At 62.6% G+C, this 14,224-nt stretch carries 13 protein-coding genes and 1 riboswitch; of the genes, 4 read left to right on the forward strand and 9 right to left on the reverse strand.

Annotated features, from left to right (window positions below):
- Positions 1-354 precede the first annotated feature (354 nt).
- From Q8X51_RS20670 to Q8X51_RS20685, 4 genes are all read right to left on the reverse strand, one after another.
- Positions 355-1,119: an ABC transporter ATP-binding protein gene (locus Q8X51_RS20670; protein ID WP_330216258.1), complete on the reverse strand. Its 765-nt coding sequence runs from the start codon at positions 1,117-1,119 to the stop codon at positions 355-357.
- A complete protein-coding gene (locus Q8X51_RS20675) occupies positions 1,116-2,120 on the reverse strand; it encodes a FecCD family ABC transporter permease (RefSeq protein WP_065925075.1) in 1,005 nt (334 codons plus the stop codon). Before Q8X51_RS20675 ends, Q8X51_RS20670 begins: the two co-directional genes overlap by 4 nt.
- A complete protein-coding gene (locus tag Q8X51_RS20680) occupies positions 2,117-3,127 on the reverse strand; it encodes an ABC transporter substrate-binding protein (protein ID WP_065947085.1) in 1,011 nt (336 codons plus the stop codon). The genes Q8X51_RS20675 and Q8X51_RS20680 overlap by 4 nt, the downstream gene beginning before the upstream one ends.
- A gap of 116 nt (positions 3,128-3,243) precedes the next feature.
- Positions 3,244-3,437, reverse strand: a riboswitch (cobalamin riboswitch).
- Between the two features lie 36 nt (positions 3,438-3,473).
- A complete protein-coding gene (locus Q8X51_RS20685) occupies positions 3,474-4,403 on the reverse strand; it encodes a DNA/RNA non-specific endonuclease (protein WP_065925077.1) in 930 nt (309 codons plus the stop codon).
- Between the two features lie 129 nt (positions 4,404-4,532).
- Here Q8X51_RS20685 and Q8X51_RS20690 point away from each other — a divergent pair, with 129 nt between their 5' ends.
- Both Q8X51_RS20690 and Q8X51_RS20695 read left to right on the forward strand, forming a co-directional pair.
- The gene (locus Q8X51_RS20690) at positions 4,533-5,594 is read left to right on the forward strand and encodes a M4 family metallopeptidase (RefSeq protein ID WP_065925078.1); all 1,062 of its coding nucleotides are present in this window, start codon (positions 4,533-4,535) and stop codon (positions 5,592-5,594) included.
- A gap of 14 nt (positions 5,595-5,608) precedes the next feature.
- Entirely contained in the window at positions 5,609-5,914 is a 306-nt protein-coding gene (locus tag Q8X51_RS20695) for a protealysin inhibitor emfourin (protein ID WP_027604053.1), read from the forward strand.
- Between the two features lie 2 nt (positions 5,915-5,916).
- Here Q8X51_RS20695 and Q8X51_RS20700 read toward each other — a convergent pair whose 3' ends face one another.
- From Q8X51_RS20700 to Q8X51_RS20710, 3 genes are all read right to left on the reverse strand, one after another.
- Entirely contained in the window at positions 5,917-6,273 is a 357-nt protein-coding gene (locus Q8X51_RS20700) for a response regulator (protein ID WP_027604054.1), read from the reverse strand.
- A 23-nt stretch (positions 6,274-6,296) separates the two neighbouring features.
- Positions 6,297-7,739, reverse strand: a complete 1,443-nt coding sequence (locus Q8X51_RS20705) for an ATPase domain-containing protein (RefSeq protein ID WP_407693490.1) — start codon at positions 7,737-7,739, stop codon at positions 6,297-6,299.
- 73 nt (positions 7,740-7,812) lie between these two features.
- Entirely contained in the window at positions 7,813-9,204 is a 1,392-nt protein-coding gene (locus tag Q8X51_RS20710; protein WP_407693491.1) for an aldehyde dehydrogenase family protein, read from the reverse strand.
- 103 nt (positions 9,205-9,307) lie between these two features.
- Between Q8X51_RS20710 and ptrR the strand changes: the two genes are divergently transcribed.
- On the forward strand, positions 9,308-10,180 hold the full coding sequence (gene ptrR, locus Q8X51_RS20715) for a putrescine utilization regulator PtrR (RefSeq protein WP_065947088.1): 873 nt from the start codon (positions 9,308-9,310) through the stop codon (positions 10,178-10,180).
- Here the strand turns inward: ptrR and Q8X51_RS20720 are convergent.
- Positions 10,177-10,386 carry a hypothetical protein gene (locus Q8X51_RS20720; RefSeq protein ID WP_016970937.1) on the reverse strand — a complete coding sequence of 70 codons (210 nt, stop codon included), beginning with the start codon at positions 10,384-10,386 and terminating at the stop codon, positions 10,177-10,179. The two genes, ptrR and Q8X51_RS20720, sit on opposite strands and share 4 nt — an antisense overlap.
- Before the next feature lie 101 nt (positions 10,387-10,487).
- Complete coding sequence (locus tag Q8X51_RS20725; RefSeq protein WP_065925082.1) at positions 10,488-11,684, reverse strand: amino acid aminotransferase; 1,197 nt, start codon at positions 11,682-11,684, stop codon at positions 10,488-10,490.
- Between the two features lie 342 nt (positions 11,685-12,026).
- Here Q8X51_RS20725 and uvrB point away from each other — a divergent pair, with 342 nt between their 5' ends.
- The gene (gene uvrB, locus Q8X51_RS20730) at positions 12,027-14,042 is read left to right on the forward strand and encodes an excinuclease ABC subunit UvrB (protein WP_065925083.1); all 2,016 of its coding nucleotides are present in this window, start codon (positions 12,027-12,029) and stop codon (positions 14,040-14,042) included.
- Positions 14,043-14,224 lie beyond the last annotated feature (182 nt).

The raw sequence follows: 14,224 nt of genomic DNA on the forward strand, positions 1-14,224 counted from the left end.
GAGTCGACTGTCACCCAGGTTTTCCTGACCGCATAAAGATGAGACTCTGACAAATCTCCCTGTGGCGAGCGGGCTTGTCCCGCGTTGGGCTGCGCAGCAGCCCCAAAACCAGTCTACACAGAGCGTCTGATACGCCGCGTTCTTCTTGACTGGGGCTGCTACGCAGCCCAACGCGGGACAAGCCCGCTCGCCACAACAGCCCTATCTGTCCAGCGTTCAGCGTTTAGCCAACGGTGCGTAGATACCTATGCCCGATAGCAGTCTGTCAGGTGATGCATATGTCGACTGGCATACCGCTATCGGTGGCAAGCCCCTCCCACATTAGGATCTCGGGTGGAGTCGATATTGTGGTGTTCAGTTAGACCGCAACCGCAGTATCTGCGCCCCATCAAACGGGTCCGTCAGGTAATGCGCCTGTACCCCGAATGTCTCCTGTAGTCGTTGTGGCGTCAGCACCTCCAGCGGCTTGCCCAGCGCGACCAGGCGCCCACGGTCCAGCACGGCCAGGCGATCGCAGGTCAGCGCCTGGTTCAGGTCATGCAGGGCGATGAGGGTGGTCACCGGCAAACCTTGCACGCCTTTCAAAATCGCCAGTTGATGCTGGATATCCAGGTGATTGGTCGGCTCGTCCAGCAACAGTATCTGCGGCCGTTGCGCCAGGGCGCGGGCGATGTGCACGCGCTGGCGCTCGCCGCCGGAGAGGCTGCGCCAGGCGCGGTGGCTCAGGTGGGTGGCGTCCACATCATGCAGGGCCTGGCGCACGATGGCGTCGTCGTCGCCGGACCACGGGCTCAGCGCCGACAGCCACGGTGTACGGCCCAGTGCTACGGCGTCGAATACGCGGATGGCGTCGTCGGTGTCGGCCTGTTGCTCCACCACCGCCAGCTGCTGGGCGATGGCGCGGCGGGACAGCTCGCCCAGGCGTTGGCCGCCCAGGCGCACGTCGCCGCTGGCCGGCGTGCGCAAGCCAGCGAGCAGTTTGAGCAGGGTGGATTTGCCGGAGCCGTTGGGCCCGACAATCCCCAGGGTTTCACCCAACTGAACCTCCAGGTGGATATCGCGCAGCAACTCCGCCTCACGCACCTTGAAGCCCAGGCCGGTGCAACTCAGTACGCTCATCGCGCATTCCTCCGGCCAATCAGGATCAGCGCAAACACCGGCGCGCCCACCAGCGCCGTCACCACGCCGACCGGGATCACCTGGCCTTTGATCAAGGTGCGCGACAACACATCGGCCGCAATCAAAAATAACGCGCCGCCCAGCGCACTGGCGGGCAGCAGGCGCGAATGCCCGGTGCCGAGGAGCAGGCGCACCGCGTGGGGGATCACCAGGCCGACAAAGCCGATGGAGCCGACAATCGACACCATCACCGCCGTCACCAGCGCCGCGCAACCCACCAGCACAACCTGCACGCGGCGCACCGGGATGCCCAGGGACGCGGCCGAATCCGTGCCGAAGGTGAACGCATCCAACGCGCGACGATGCCACAGGCACACCACCAGGCCCGTGATCGCCACCGGCACTGCCAGCCACACCGACGGCCAGCGCACGCCGCTGAGGTTACCCAGCAGCCAGAACAGGATGCCGCGCGCCTGTTCGGAGCTGGCTGATTTGGTGATCAGGAACGCCGTGAGCGCATTGAACAGCTGCGATCCGGCGATGCCCGCGAGGATGATCTGCCCGGTGCCGCTGGACGAACCGCTGGCCCGCGCCAGCAAAATCACCAGGGCAAACGCCGCCATCGCGCCGACAAAGGCGCCGGCCGACAATGAAATCAGCCCGCCGCCCACGCCCATCAACGCCACCAGCACCGCGCCGGTCGAAGCGCCGGCGCTGATGCCCAGCAGGTACGGATCGGCCAGCGGGTTGCGCAGCAACGACTGCAAAATCACCCCGCAGGTGGCCAGCCCGGCACCGCAGGCGGCGGCCACCAGGGCACGGGTGAGGCGGTAGTTCCACACCACGCCTTCATCGATGGGGTCCAGCACGTAACCGGCCGCCCACAGTTTGTTCGCGAGCACCTGCAGCACCACCTGGGGCGAGATGGCGGTTTCGCCGATGGCCACGCCGGCGAGCACGGCGATCAGCAATAGCGCCAGGGCGAGTAAGGTCCGGATCATTGCGGCAGTTCGTAGCCGTCGATGGCCGTGGCCAGGTGTTCAAGGCCGTCGAACATGCGGATGCTGGCCTGCAGCGCCAGGGCGTCGAGGATGATGATGCGGTTGTTTTTCACCGCGTCCATGTTGCGCGTGACCGGGTCGCTGCGCAGGAAGGCGAGTTTCTTTTCATGGTCGTCGGCGGGATAGCGGCGACGGTCCATGCGGGCGATCACCAGGAAGGTCGGGTTGGCCTTGGCGAGGGTTTCCCAGCCGACGGCGGGCCATTCTTCATCGGATTGCACCACGTTGTGCAGGCCGAGGGTTTCGAGCATGAACTCCGGAATGCCCTTGTGGCCGGCCACGTAGGGGTCGCTAGCCAGTTCTGCGCTGGAGAACCACACCAGCGCGCTGGCCTGCTTGAGGCCTTTGCTCTGCACGGTGGCCACGGATTGGGCCAGGCGCGCCTGGAGCTCATCGTTCAACTGTTGGCCGCGATCCTGCACATCGAAAATCTGCGCCAGCTGGCGGATGCTCTTGTAGATCGTCTCGATACGGAACGGCTCCAGCCGCGTGCCGTCGGCGCCCACCAGGTTGTCCTTGCCTTCGCAGTCGGAGGGCAGCAGGTAGGTGGGGATCTTCAGGTCGTGAAACTGCTCGCGGGTGCCGACTACGCCTTGCGGGCCCACCACCCATTCCAGCTCGGCGGCCACCAGTTGCGGGCGCTTGGCGATCACCGCTTCGAAGCTGGGCTCGTTGTTGGCCAGGCGCTCGATGCTGTCGTTCTGCGCCTTGAACTGCGGCAACACGCTGTTGAACCACAGCGAGGTGCCCACCACGCGGTCAGCCACGCCGAGGGCATAGAGCATTTCGGTGGCGGCCTGGCCGATGGTCACGCTGCGCGCGGGCGCCTGCGGGAAGGTGAGGGTGCTGCCGCAGTTTTCCAGGGTCAGCGGGTAGTGCGTGGGCGCGGCGTGGGCCAGGGCGCAGAAACCCAGGCCGCTGATCAGGGCGGTAACGCGTGGCAGCATGAGGCGATCTCCGTGTGGACCGTACGTGGAAACAGGGCAGGTACGGTTCGGAAATACGCCCTCGAACGCCGGCGAACGGGCAGGCAAGGATGTCCTTCCCGGACACCCCGCCGGTGAGTGATTGTGCTGGGCCGGCAGGTCTCCTGACTGATGCGTCGTCGCCACGCTCCGGCCTTCCCGGACGCGGTCCAGTGGCAGTGGGGAGCAGGCTCGGCATCTACAGTTGCGGGGGCAGTTCCGATTGACGCGGTGTACCGCGCTTCGGATTCCCTATTAGTCCCATTCGGGAACCGGCGCGGTATGGTAGTTGATTAGGGCGAGGCGATACAGCCCGAAGGGCGCCCGGTCAGAGACGAATATCCTCGGGGCCGCGGATCAGCGCTTCAATTCGCGTGCCCGTAGCGCGCTCTTCGTTGCTGAAGCCGTCGTAGTCCGCCAGGTTGGCGAAGCGGATGCCGGTCAATTGTTCGATCTGGATCACGCTGCGCTGGTAGGTCCTGACCTGGCCGAACATCAGGTCGAGCTGACCCAGCTCGCGGCTTTGGTCGATCATGTAGGCGCTGGCGGAGGGCTTGCCGTCATCGCTGAGGTAGGCCACCACTTTCCAGAACGCCTTGGGGATTCTGATACCACGGTAAAGGCGGTCGTCGTCGGCGAACACCGGGCCGCTGAACACCGTTGCCCGGGCTTTCCAGCGCTGCGTGTTATTGAGGATGTAGTCTTCCAGTTCCAGCCAGGTCTTCTGGTTGAACCCGCTCATCTGCGGCGAGCAGTTGGTGAAGTGGAAGGTGTCGAGGTTGGCGGTGTTTGCCGCGTCGCCCCAGTTAGGATCCTGGCGCCGTACCAGGTGACCGCGATCCAGGCCATTGCTGGCATAGAGCTCTTCGCCCACCTGGGCGCTGATCGGCAGGCGCCCATCGTAGGCCCAGGTGTCGTTGCTGCGGATAATCTCCACATGCTGCCCGCCGTCGATATTGACGCCCACGTAGAGCGCCAGTCGTCGGGAACGGGACATCGTCACCGAGAAATGCGTGTAGTCCAGGCGCAGCGGTTGGACGTCGTCCGCCAATGCCTCATCGGCGGTGGGCCAGGGCACTGCGAAGCTGCTGAGAAAGTCCTCGGCGTAGCCCTGTCGGTCCTGTAGATCCTTGGCCGCGGTGACACGGGGCGTCGCCGCCCGGGCTTCCATCAGGGTGGGATTGGTCGCGATCAACGGGCGCAGATCGGCGAGTCGTGGGCGGTGCGCAAGATCGATTTTGGCTTTGCGGGCTGGCATGGGTAAGTCCTCCTTGGATAAACACGACTGCAACATAGATTGATGACAATTGATGACACGGGTTAACCCTGGGGGGCTATCCTCAAACGGTTACCGGAGCTACACCATATGCCAACAGGGAGCCAGCTAATGTGTGATCGCCACCACCGCAACCCGATTTTCTGCCTGATCCCGCCGTATATGCTCGACCAGATCGCGCGTCACGGTGATAAGGCCCAGCGCGACATCGCGCTGCGCACCCGCGCCAAGGACAGCACGTTCCGTTCGCTGCGCATGGTCGCAGTGCCCGCCAAGGGGCCGGCCCACATGGCCCTGGTCATGGGCGCCGGCAAACGGCGCTCGATCTACACCGCCGAAGGCACCGACAGCCTGCCGGGCAAGCTGGTCCGCGGTGAAGGCCAGCCCGCCAGTGGCGACGCCGCCGTGGACGAAGCCTATGACGGCTTGGGTGCCACGTTCGATTTTTTCGAAGAGGTGTTCGACCGCAACTCCATTGACGACGCCGGCATGGCCCTGGATGCCACCGTGCACTTTGGCCAGAACTATAACAATGCGTTCTGGAACTCGACCCAGATGGTGTTTGGCGATGGCGATGGGCAGTTGTTCAACCGCTTCACGGTGGCCCTCGATGTGATTGGCCATGAATTGGCCCACGGCGTCACCGAGGACGAGGCCAAGCTGATGTATTTCAATCAGTCCGGTGCCTTGAACGAGTCACTCTCGGACGTGTTCGGCTCACTGATCAAGCAGTATGCGTTGAAGCAAACCGCCGAAGACGCCGATTGGCTGATCGGCAAAGGGTTGTTCACCAAGAAGATCAAAGGCGTCGCCCTGCGTTCGATGAAGGCCCCCGGCACCGCGTTCGATGACAAGCTGCTGGGCAAGGACCCTCAGCCAGGGCATATGGATGATTTTGTCCAGACCTACGAGGACAATGGCGGGGTGCATATCAATTCCGGCATTCCCAACCATGCGTTCTATCAGGTGGCGACCCGGATTGGCGGGTTTGCCTGGGAGCGTGCAGGACGTATCTGGTATGACGCGCTGCGCGATGCGCGGTTGCGGCCGAACTCGGGGTTTTTACGTTTTGCGCGTATAACCTACGATATCGCCGGCCGTCTCTACGGCGCGAACAAGGATGAGCACAAGGCGGTCAAGGAGGGCTGGAAAGCGGTTGGCATTAACGTCTGACGTGAGGAACAGCCATGCAAATTTCGATCAAGGAAAACGGCGGGCCGGCGTTTTTTCCGGGTTTGACCAAGCCTCGTACTGTGGAGTTGAACACGTTGCCCGAGCCGGACCAACAAGAGTTGCGGCAGCTGATCGAGGCTTCAAACTTCTTTCAGTTGCCGCAGAGCACCACGCCAGAGCCCGGAAATCCGGGCCAGGTGCACTACACCCTGACCGTGAAGGAAGGCCAGCAGGAACATACGGTGTGCGTGCTCGCGCCGGTGAAGTCGCAGGCATTGGATGGGCTGGTGCAGTGTGTGCGCCGGCATATCCGCAGTTGAGGTCACCCCAGCAGTTCCTTCACCTTGGTAATGAGCTTGTTGATGTCGAACGGCTTATCCAGCACCGCATCGAACAGGTCCGAGCGCTGCATGCCGATATGGGCCTGCGCGCCGCTGATCAGGATAATTGGCAGGTGCTTGACGGCCGGCAGTGCACGGACCGCTTCGGCGAACTCCTCACCGTCCATCACCGGCATCATGAAATCGGTGATGATCAGCGACGGCCGTTCTCGCTCCAGCACCTCCAGCGCCTTTTTCCCATTGCCAGCTGTGACGACCATGAACCCCTCATCTTCCAGTGCGTAGGCAAGGATATCGGCGATCAAGTACTCGTCATCGACGACCAGGATGGTGGCCATGTCAATTCAACCTACCCAAAGACTTAAAAAGCTGAACCAGGCAGCGCTGAATTGGATGCAACTGAGGGGGCATTTGTTGAAACCTTTCTTAAGTCAACGGCTTGGTCACGGATCACCACCTCTAATAATGAGGGGTCATAAAAGCTGTCTCTGACCTTAAGAATGGAAAGCGTCCTTCTAAGTTCAGACTGAATCTCGAAGAAACGCATAAGCATGAGGTTGTCGGCAATGCTCGACAGTTCAGACGCGGGGGAAGTGACCTCCGAGCCGAACAGGTCATGCATCTCCCACGTGGCAAACACCGTGACGCCCCTGGCACGCAGTTCGTTCATCAGTGCGCTGTAGAAATCGGTGATCCGCGCCGGGTTGTTGGAGACGCGGGTCATGCCGCTCAAGCTGTCGATGAACAGCCGCTTGATGCCCTTTTCCTCGACCAGGCGCAGCAATCGCGCACCCAGCCCGTCCAGCAGGCCTTCGGTAGTGGGCTGCCAGGCGATGGTCAGTGCGCAACTGTCTTCCATCTCCTGGATATCGATGCCCAGGGATTGGCCTTTGAGCCGCAGGCGCTGAGGGCTTTCGTAGAAGCCGAAGTGCAGGCCCGGAGCGTCTACCGTCGATTCCGAGAGGAACTTGAGGCCCAGGGTGGTCTTGCCTATGCCCGACGGCCCCATGACCAGGGTCACGCTGGAACTGTGCAGCCCGCCGCCGAGGATGCCGTCCAACGAGCCGATACCGCTGGCGATGCGCGTCAGGTCGGCGCTGTCGGGTGCGGACGGCCGGCCATAGAGGCTTTCCAGGCGTGGGTACACCACCAGGCCGTCGTCGTTGATTTCACACTCGTGCAGGCCGGTGAGCGCGCCGCTGCCGCGGGTCTTGCGCAACTGGATACGGCGCACGGAACGGGTGCCGAACAGTTCCTCACCCATTTCGATCACGCCATCGACCATGGTGTGCTCGGGACTGCCGTCATCCAGGCGTGAGCTGGTGAGGAACAACACCGTGCAACCGGCGAAGGCGGCATGCCCTTGCAGTTCTGAAATGAATTTTTTCGTGTCGATCGGCGAGTCGGCCTTGGAACGCGCGTTCAACAAGCCGTCCACCACCATGACGGTGGCCCTCTGCCTGCTGATCTCACGCCTGAGCAGCTTGACCACTTCGTCGAGGCCTTCGTTTTCCAGGGTGTCGAAGGCGCTGACAAACTGGATTTCGGCGCCGACACGGGAGGCGTCAAAAAAGCTCAGGGTAGAGAGGAACTGGAAAAGGCGGTCGTGGGATTCCGCCAACAGCGTGGCAACCAGGACTCGGCCGCCATTGCGCGCGTGATGAAACCCCAGCTGGTTGGCAAGGATGGTTTTACCTGAGCCGGGGCGGCCCTGAATGATGTAGGACGCCCCAGACACCAGCCCTCCCTTGAGCAGAGCGTCCAGCCCTTCGATTCCGCTTTGAAGGCGATTTAGCTTTTCCACAGTGCGATCCTGACCCTAAAAACATGCTGTTAAGCCGAGTGGACAGAATGCTAACGCCATTTGTTCACTGCTGCTACTTGCGATCCAGCCATACGGTCTGCGCATTGCAGAATTCGCGTAGGCCAAAATGCGACAACTCGCGCCCGAACCCGCTCTTCTTCACGCCGCCAAACGCCACCCGAGGGTCGGACACGCTGAACGCATTGAGGAAGATCCCGCCGGTTTCCAGCTGGTTGGCGATGTCGCGGGCCTTGGCCGGGTCGGTGGTGAAGAGGCTGGCGGTGAGGCCGAACTCGCTGTCATTGGCCAGGGCCACGGCGTGGTCGGCATCGCGGGCGGTGATGATCGACGCCACGGGGCCAAACAGTTCCTGCTTGAACGAGGTCATCTGGTCGGTGACGTCGGCCAGTACGGTCGGCTCATAGTAGTTGGCGACACCGGCAACTTTGTGGCCGCCCAGCAGCAGGGTGGCGCCTTCTTCCAGGGTGGCCTGGACCTGGCCGTGCAACTCGTCGCGCAGGTCGAAGCGCGCCATCGGGCCGACGTAGGTGCTGGCCGAGGTCGGGTCGCCCATCACCAGCGCGCGGCTGGCTTCGACGAACTTGGCGGTGAAGGCGTCCACCACGCCGGCTTCGATGATCAGGCGCTTGGCGGCGGCGCAGACCTGGCCGCTGTTCTGGAAGCGGCCGATGACGGCGGCCTGCACGGCGGCGTCGAGGTCGGCGTCGTTGAGCACGATGAACGGGTCGGAGCCGCCCAGTTCCAGCACGCACTTCTTCAGCGCAGCGCCGGCCTGGGAGCCGATGGCCATGCCGGCGCGTACGCTGCCGGTGAGGGTGACGGCGGCGATGCGCGGGTCGGCGATGGCGGTGGATACGCCGTCCTGGGTCACGTTGATCACTTCGAACAGGCCTTCAGCGAATCCGGCCTTCTGCAACGCCGCTTTCATCATGTACGCGCTGCCCATCACGTTCGGCGCGTGTTTGAGCACGTAGGTATTGCCGGCGAGCAGGGTCGGCACGGCGCCACGCAGCACTTGCCATACCGGGAAGTTCCACGGCATCACGGCGAGGATCGGGCCCAGCGGGCGGTATTCGATGTGGGCGCTGCCGTTGTCCACCAAGGTGGGTTCCGGGGCTAGCATGGCCGGGCCGTGGGCGGCATACCACTCGCTGAGCTGGGCGCATTTTTCGATTTCGGCGCGGGCCTGGGTGATGGGCTTGCCCATTTCCAGGGTGATCATCTGCGCCATTTCTTCGGCTTGATCGCGCAGGGCGCCGGCCAGGGCCAGCAGCAATTCGGCACGCTGGCTGACCGGCTGGCGGCGCCAGGTACGGAAGGCGGCGGTGGCACGGTCGAGGGCGGCGTCCAGTTGCGACGCGGTTTCGTAGGGGTAGCTGCCGACTGTTTCGCCGGTGGCGGGGTTGATCGACAGGGCGTGGGTCTGGTGGGAAATAGCGTTCATGGCACCGTCCGGCTGAATGAGTGGAATGGGTTCAGCCTACGGGGATGCATGTTTTCTGGAAACTGAATAATATTGAGCAATACGTTCACGATTGGAGAATGACTTGGATCTGGTGCAGCTGGAAATCTTCAAGGCCGTTGCCGAGCAAGGCAGCATCAGCGCCGCCGCGCAGTTGATTCATCGGGTGCCGTCGAACCTGACCACGCGCATCAAGCAACTGGAGCAGGATTTGGGCGTGGAGTTGTTTATCCGCGAGAAGAGTCGCCTGCGCCTGTCGCCCGCCGGATGGAATTTCCTCGGCTATGCGCGGCGTATTCTCGACCTGGTGCAGGAAGCCCGCGCGACGGTGGCGGGGGAGGAGCCCCAGGGCGCGTTTGCTCTCGGCTCCCTGGAAAGCACGGCGGCGGTGCGCATCCCGGCGCTGCTCGCGGCCTACAACCAGAAGCACACCAAGGTCGAATTGGACCTGAGCACCGGGCCTTCAGGCACGATGATCGAGGGCGTGTTGTCGGGACGGCTGGCGGCGGCGTTCGTCGATGGGCCGGTATTGCATGCCACCCTGGAAGGCGTGGCGGTGTTCGAGGAGGAGATGGTGGTGATTGCGCCGTTGCACCACGGTCCGATCACGCGAGGGCAGGATGTGAACGGGGAGAGCATCTACACCTTTCGCTCCAACTGTTCCTACCGGCACCATTTCGAGCGCTGGTTCGCACAGGACGGCGCGGTGCCGGGGAGGATCTTCGAGATGGAGTCCTACCACGGCATGCTCGCCTGCGTCAGCGCCGGGGCCGGCCTGGCGCTGATGCCACGCAGCATGCTGGAAAGCATGCCGGGGTTTACCACGGTGAGCGTGTGGCCGCTGACGGACAGTTTTCGCACCCTGCATACCTGGCTGATCTGGCGCCGGGGCACCGTGTCGCAGAGTTTGAACAGTTTTGTGAAGTTGCTGGAAGAGCAGGGTGTGGCGTCGGCCTAGCCGCCAAACTGGAAGGTGCCCATGGCCAGCTTGGCCATGATTGCCGTCGCGCCCAATTGCACCAGCCACAACGCCAAACCGCCCAGGAACACCCCCAGCGCCACTTGCAGTACCAGGCTTTTCTGGCGCTTGGCTTGGGGCGCGCGCGGGGTGTAGTCGTGCAGTTCGTCGCGGTCGGCGCGCAGGTCCAGGTCGTCGTTTCTCATAGGGCTCTCACAGCAAAGGGGCAATCAGGGTTCAGTCTAGTGGGTTCGCCAATAAAAAGGGGGAAGCCATCGGCTTCCCCCTTCGTATGACGCCGTCAGGCTTATAGAACCTGAACAATCGCCTTTGTTACCGCAGCAATGTTCGACTGGTTCAACGCCGCCACGCAGATACGCCCGGTATCCAGCGCGTAGATACCAAACTCGCTGCGCAGGCGGGTGACTTGCTCAACGGTCAGGCCCGAGTAGGAGAACATCCCTCGTTGGCGACCGACGAAGCTGAAGTCGTGGCCCGGAGCAGCCTTGGCCAGCTCGGCAACCATCTGCTCACGCATGCCACGGATGCGCAGGCGCATCTCGGCCAGTTCGGCTTCCCACTGGGCGCGCAGCTCAGGGCTGTTCAGCACCGCGGCAACAATCGCTGCGCCATGGGTTGGCGGGTTGGAGTAGTTGGTGCGGATCACGCGCTTGACCTGGGACAGGATGCGCGCGCTTTCTTCCTTGGAGTCACCGACGATGGACAACGCGCCCACACGCTCGCCGTACAGGGAGAACGACTTGGAGAACGAGCTGGAGACAAAGAAGGTCAGGCCCGATTCGGCGAACAGGCGCACGGCGGCGGCGTCTTCGTGGATACCGTCGCCAAAGCCCTGGTAGGCCATGTCGAGGAACGGCACCAGGTTCCTGGCCTTGACCACGTCCAGCACGTTCTGCCAGTCGGCCGGGCTCAGGTCGACGCCGGTCGGGTTATGGCAGCAGGCGTGCAGCACCACGATGGACTGGGGCGGCAGGGCGTTGAGGTCTTCGAGCAGGCCGGCACGGTTCACGTCGTGGGTGGCGGCGTCGTAGTAGCGGTAGTTCTGCACCGGGAAACCGGCGGTTTCGAACAGGGCGCGGTGGTTTTCCCAGCTCGGGTCGCTAATCGCAACGACGGCGCCTGGCAGCAATTGCTTGAGGAAGTCTGCACCCAGCTTCAGGGCGCCGGTGCCGCCTACCGCTTGTACGGTGGTGACGCGGCCAGCGTTCAGCAGTGGCGATTCAGCGCCGAACAGCAGGGTCTGCACGGCCTTGTCGTAGGCGGCGATGCCGTCGATCGGCAAGTAGCCACGGGCGGCGTGTTGCGCCACGCGAATGGCTTCCGCTTCGGCAACGGCACGCAAGAGTGGAATCTTCCCCTCCTCGTTGCAGTAAACGCCCACGCCAAGGTTAACCTTGGTGGTTCGTGTATCGGCGTTGAATGCTTCGTTGAGGCCCAGGATTGGATCGCGTGGTGCCATTTCGACAGCGGAGAACAGGCTCATTTTGCGGCAGCTCTATGGGGGAAGGGAGGGACGTGTCGCGCTCCAGCCGAATGCACTAGAGCGGTGCACAAACGGGGAGCTAGTATAGAGGCCATCACCGCTGAGGGCGACAACCGAAACGGCTTTTCGGCCAAGTTTTTCGGTTTATTTGCCGACCGTTAGTCTTATTGCAACATTGATCAACCACGGCAGACAGGACGATTGCCTTGAAACCCGTCACATTCGCCACCACTTCTACAGCTATCATGGTTTTTTCCTACGACCCGCTCTGAAACTTCGCGGGTTGTGGTCTTTTTCGTCCCCGACGGGTTTACAGTCTGGGGTGACTTCAAGAGGTACGTTATGTCGGATTTCCAACTAGTCACCCGCTTTGAACCTGCCGGCGACCAGCCCGAGGCCATTCGCCAGATGGTCGAAGGCATCGAGGCCGGCCTGGCTCACCAGACGCTGCTCGGGGTGACCGGTTCGGGCAAGACCTTCAGCATCGCCAACGTGATTGCGCAGATCAACCGCCCCACGCTGGTGCTGGCCCCGAACAAGACCCTGGCCGCGCAGTTGTACGGCGAGTTCAAGGCGTTCTTCCCGAACAACGCGGTGGAATACTTCGTTTCCTACTACGACTACTACCAGCCCGAAGCGTATGTGCCGTCCTCCGATACCTTTATCGAGAAGGATGCGTCGATCAACGACCACATCGAGCAGATGCGGCTGTCGGCGACCAAGGCGTTGCTGGAGCGCAAGGACGCGATCATCGTCACCACGGTGTCGTGCATCTATGGCCTGGGCAGCCCGGAAACCTATTTGAAGATGGTGCTGCACGTCGACCGCGGCGACAAACTCGACCAGCGCGAGCTGCTGCGCCGCCTGACCAGCCTGCAGTACACCCGCAACGACATGGATTTTGCCCGCGCCACCTTCCGTGTGCGTGGCGATGTGATCGACATCTACCCGGCCGAATCCGACCTGGAGGCGATCCGCATCGAGCTGTTTGACGATGAAGTCGAGAGCCTGTCGGCCTTCGATCCGTTGACCGGCGAAGTGATCCGCAAGCTGCCGCGCTTCACCTTCTATCCGAAAAGCCACTACGTGACCCCGCGCGAAACCCTGATGGGCGCCATCGAGGGTATCAAGGTCGAGCTGGCCGAGCGCCTGGAGTACCTGCGCGCCAACAACAAGCTGGTGGAAGCCCAGCGTTTGGAGCAACGCACGCGCTTTGACCTGGAGATGATCCTCGAGCTGGGCTACTGCAACGGCATCGAAAACTACTCGCGCTACCTCTCGGGCCGTGAGTCCGGCGCGCCGCCGCCGACCCTCTACGACTACCTGCCAGACGACGCACTGCTGGTGATCGACGAGTCCCACGTCAGCGTGCCGCAAGTGGGCGCGATGTATAAGGGCGACCGCTCGCGTAAGGAAACCCTGGTGGAGTACGGCTTCCGCCTGCCGTCGGCACTGGATAACCGGCCGATGCGCTTCGACGAGTGGGAAGCCATCAGCCCGCAGACCATCTTTGTGTCGGCCACGCCGGGCAACTATGAGGCCGAGCATGCCGGCCGTGTGATCGAGCAACTGGTGCGTCCCACCGGCCTGGTCGACCCGGAAATCGAAATCCGCCCGGCGCTGACCCAGGTGGATGACCTGTTGTCGGAGATCCATAAACGTGTGGCCCTGGAAGAGCGGGTGCTGGTCACCACGCTGACCAAGCGCATGTCCGAAGACTTGACCGACTACCTCGCCGACCACGGCGTGCGCGTGCGTTACCTGCACTCGGACATCGACACCGTGGAGCGCGTGGAAATCATCCGCGACCTGCGCCTGGGCACCTTTGATGTGCTGGTGGGCATCAACCTGCTGCGCGAAGGCCTGGACATGCCGGAAGTGTCGCTGGTGGCAATCCTCGATGCAGACAAGGAGGGCTTCCTGCGCTCTGAACGCTCGCTGATCCAAACCATCGGTCGTGCGGCGCGTAACCTCAATGGCCGGGCGATTCTCTACGCGGATCGCATCACCGGTTCCATGGAGCGGGCGATTGGCGAGACGCAACGCCGTCGCGACAAGCAGATTGCCTTCAACCTGGAAAACGGCATTACGCCCAAGGGCGTGTTCAAGGACGTTGCCGACATCATGGAAGGCGCCACCGTGCCGGGCTCGCGCAGCAAGAAGCGCAAGGGCATGGCCAAGGCCGCCGAGGAAAGCGCCAAGTACGAAAACGAACTGCGCTCGCCGAGTGAGATCACCAAGCGGATTCGCCAGTTGGAAGAGAAAATGTACCAGTTGGCGCGGGACCTGGAGTTTGAAGCTGCGGCGCAGACTCGGGATGAGATTGGCAAGTTGCGTGAGCGGTTGCTGGCTGTCTGATCTGCGGTGACTAGACTGGCCTCATCGGGGCATAGGCATCTACACAACTCTTAAAGGCTGACACATAACTCTGTGGTGAGCGGGCTTGCCCCGCGCTGGGCTGCGAAGCAGCCCCAGTAAAGAAGAACGCGGTGTATCAGGCACTCTGTAGAGGCTGGTTTTGGGGCTGCTTCGCAGCCCAG

Source organism: Pseudomonas sp. Yb2C2, from assembly GCF_052112325.1.
GTDB classification, from domain to species: Bacteria; Pseudomonadota; Gammaproteobacteria; order Pseudomonadales; family Pseudomonadaceae; genus Aquipseudomonas; species Aquipseudomonas marginalis.

Excerpts from the sequence above, each read along its gene's own strand:
- Q8X51_RS20670 (WP_330216258.1), bottom strand. The coding sequence starts at position 1,119 with ATGAGCGTACTGAGTTGCACCGGCCTGGGCTTCAAGGTGCGTGAGGCG.
- Q8X51_RS20675 (WP_065925075.1), bottom strand. The coding sequence starts at position 2,120 with ATGATCCGGACCTTACTCGCCCTGGCGCTATTGCTGATCGCCGTGCTC.
- Q8X51_RS20680 (WP_065947085.1), bottom strand. The coding sequence starts at position 3,127 with ATGCTGCCACGCGTTACCGCCCTGATCAGCGGCCTGGGTTTCTGCGCC.
- Q8X51_RS20685 (WP_065925077.1), bottom strand. The coding sequence starts at position 4,403 with ATGCCAGCCCGCAAAGCCAAAATCGATCTTGCGCACCGCCCACGACTC.
- Q8X51_RS20690 (WP_065925078.1), top strand. The coding sequence starts at position 4,533 with ATGTGTGATCGCCACCACCGCAACCCGATTTTCTGCCTGATCCCGCCG.
- Q8X51_RS20695 (WP_027604053.1), top strand. The coding sequence starts at position 5,609 with ATGCAAATTTCGATCAAGGAAAACGGCGGGCCGGCGTTTTTTCCGGGT.
- Q8X51_RS20700 (WP_027604054.1), bottom strand. The coding sequence starts at position 6,273 with ATGGCCACCATCCTGGTCGTCGATGACGAGTACTTGATCGCCGATATC.
- Q8X51_RS20710 (WP_407693491.1), bottom strand. The coding sequence starts at position 9,204 with ATGAACGCTATTTCCCACCAGACCCACGCCCTGTCGATCAACCCCGCC.
- Q8X51_RS20720 (WP_016970937.1), bottom strand. The coding sequence starts at position 10,386 with ATGAGAAACGACGACCTGGACCTGCGCGCCGACCGCGACGAACTGCAC.
- Q8X51_RS20725 (WP_065925082.1), bottom strand. The coding sequence starts at position 11,684 with ATGAGCCTGTTCTCCGCTGTCGAAATGGCACCACGCGATCCAATCCTG.
- uvrB (WP_065925083.1), top strand. The coding sequence starts at position 12,027 with ATGTCGGATTTCCAACTAGTCACCCGCTTTGAACCTGCCGGCGACCAG.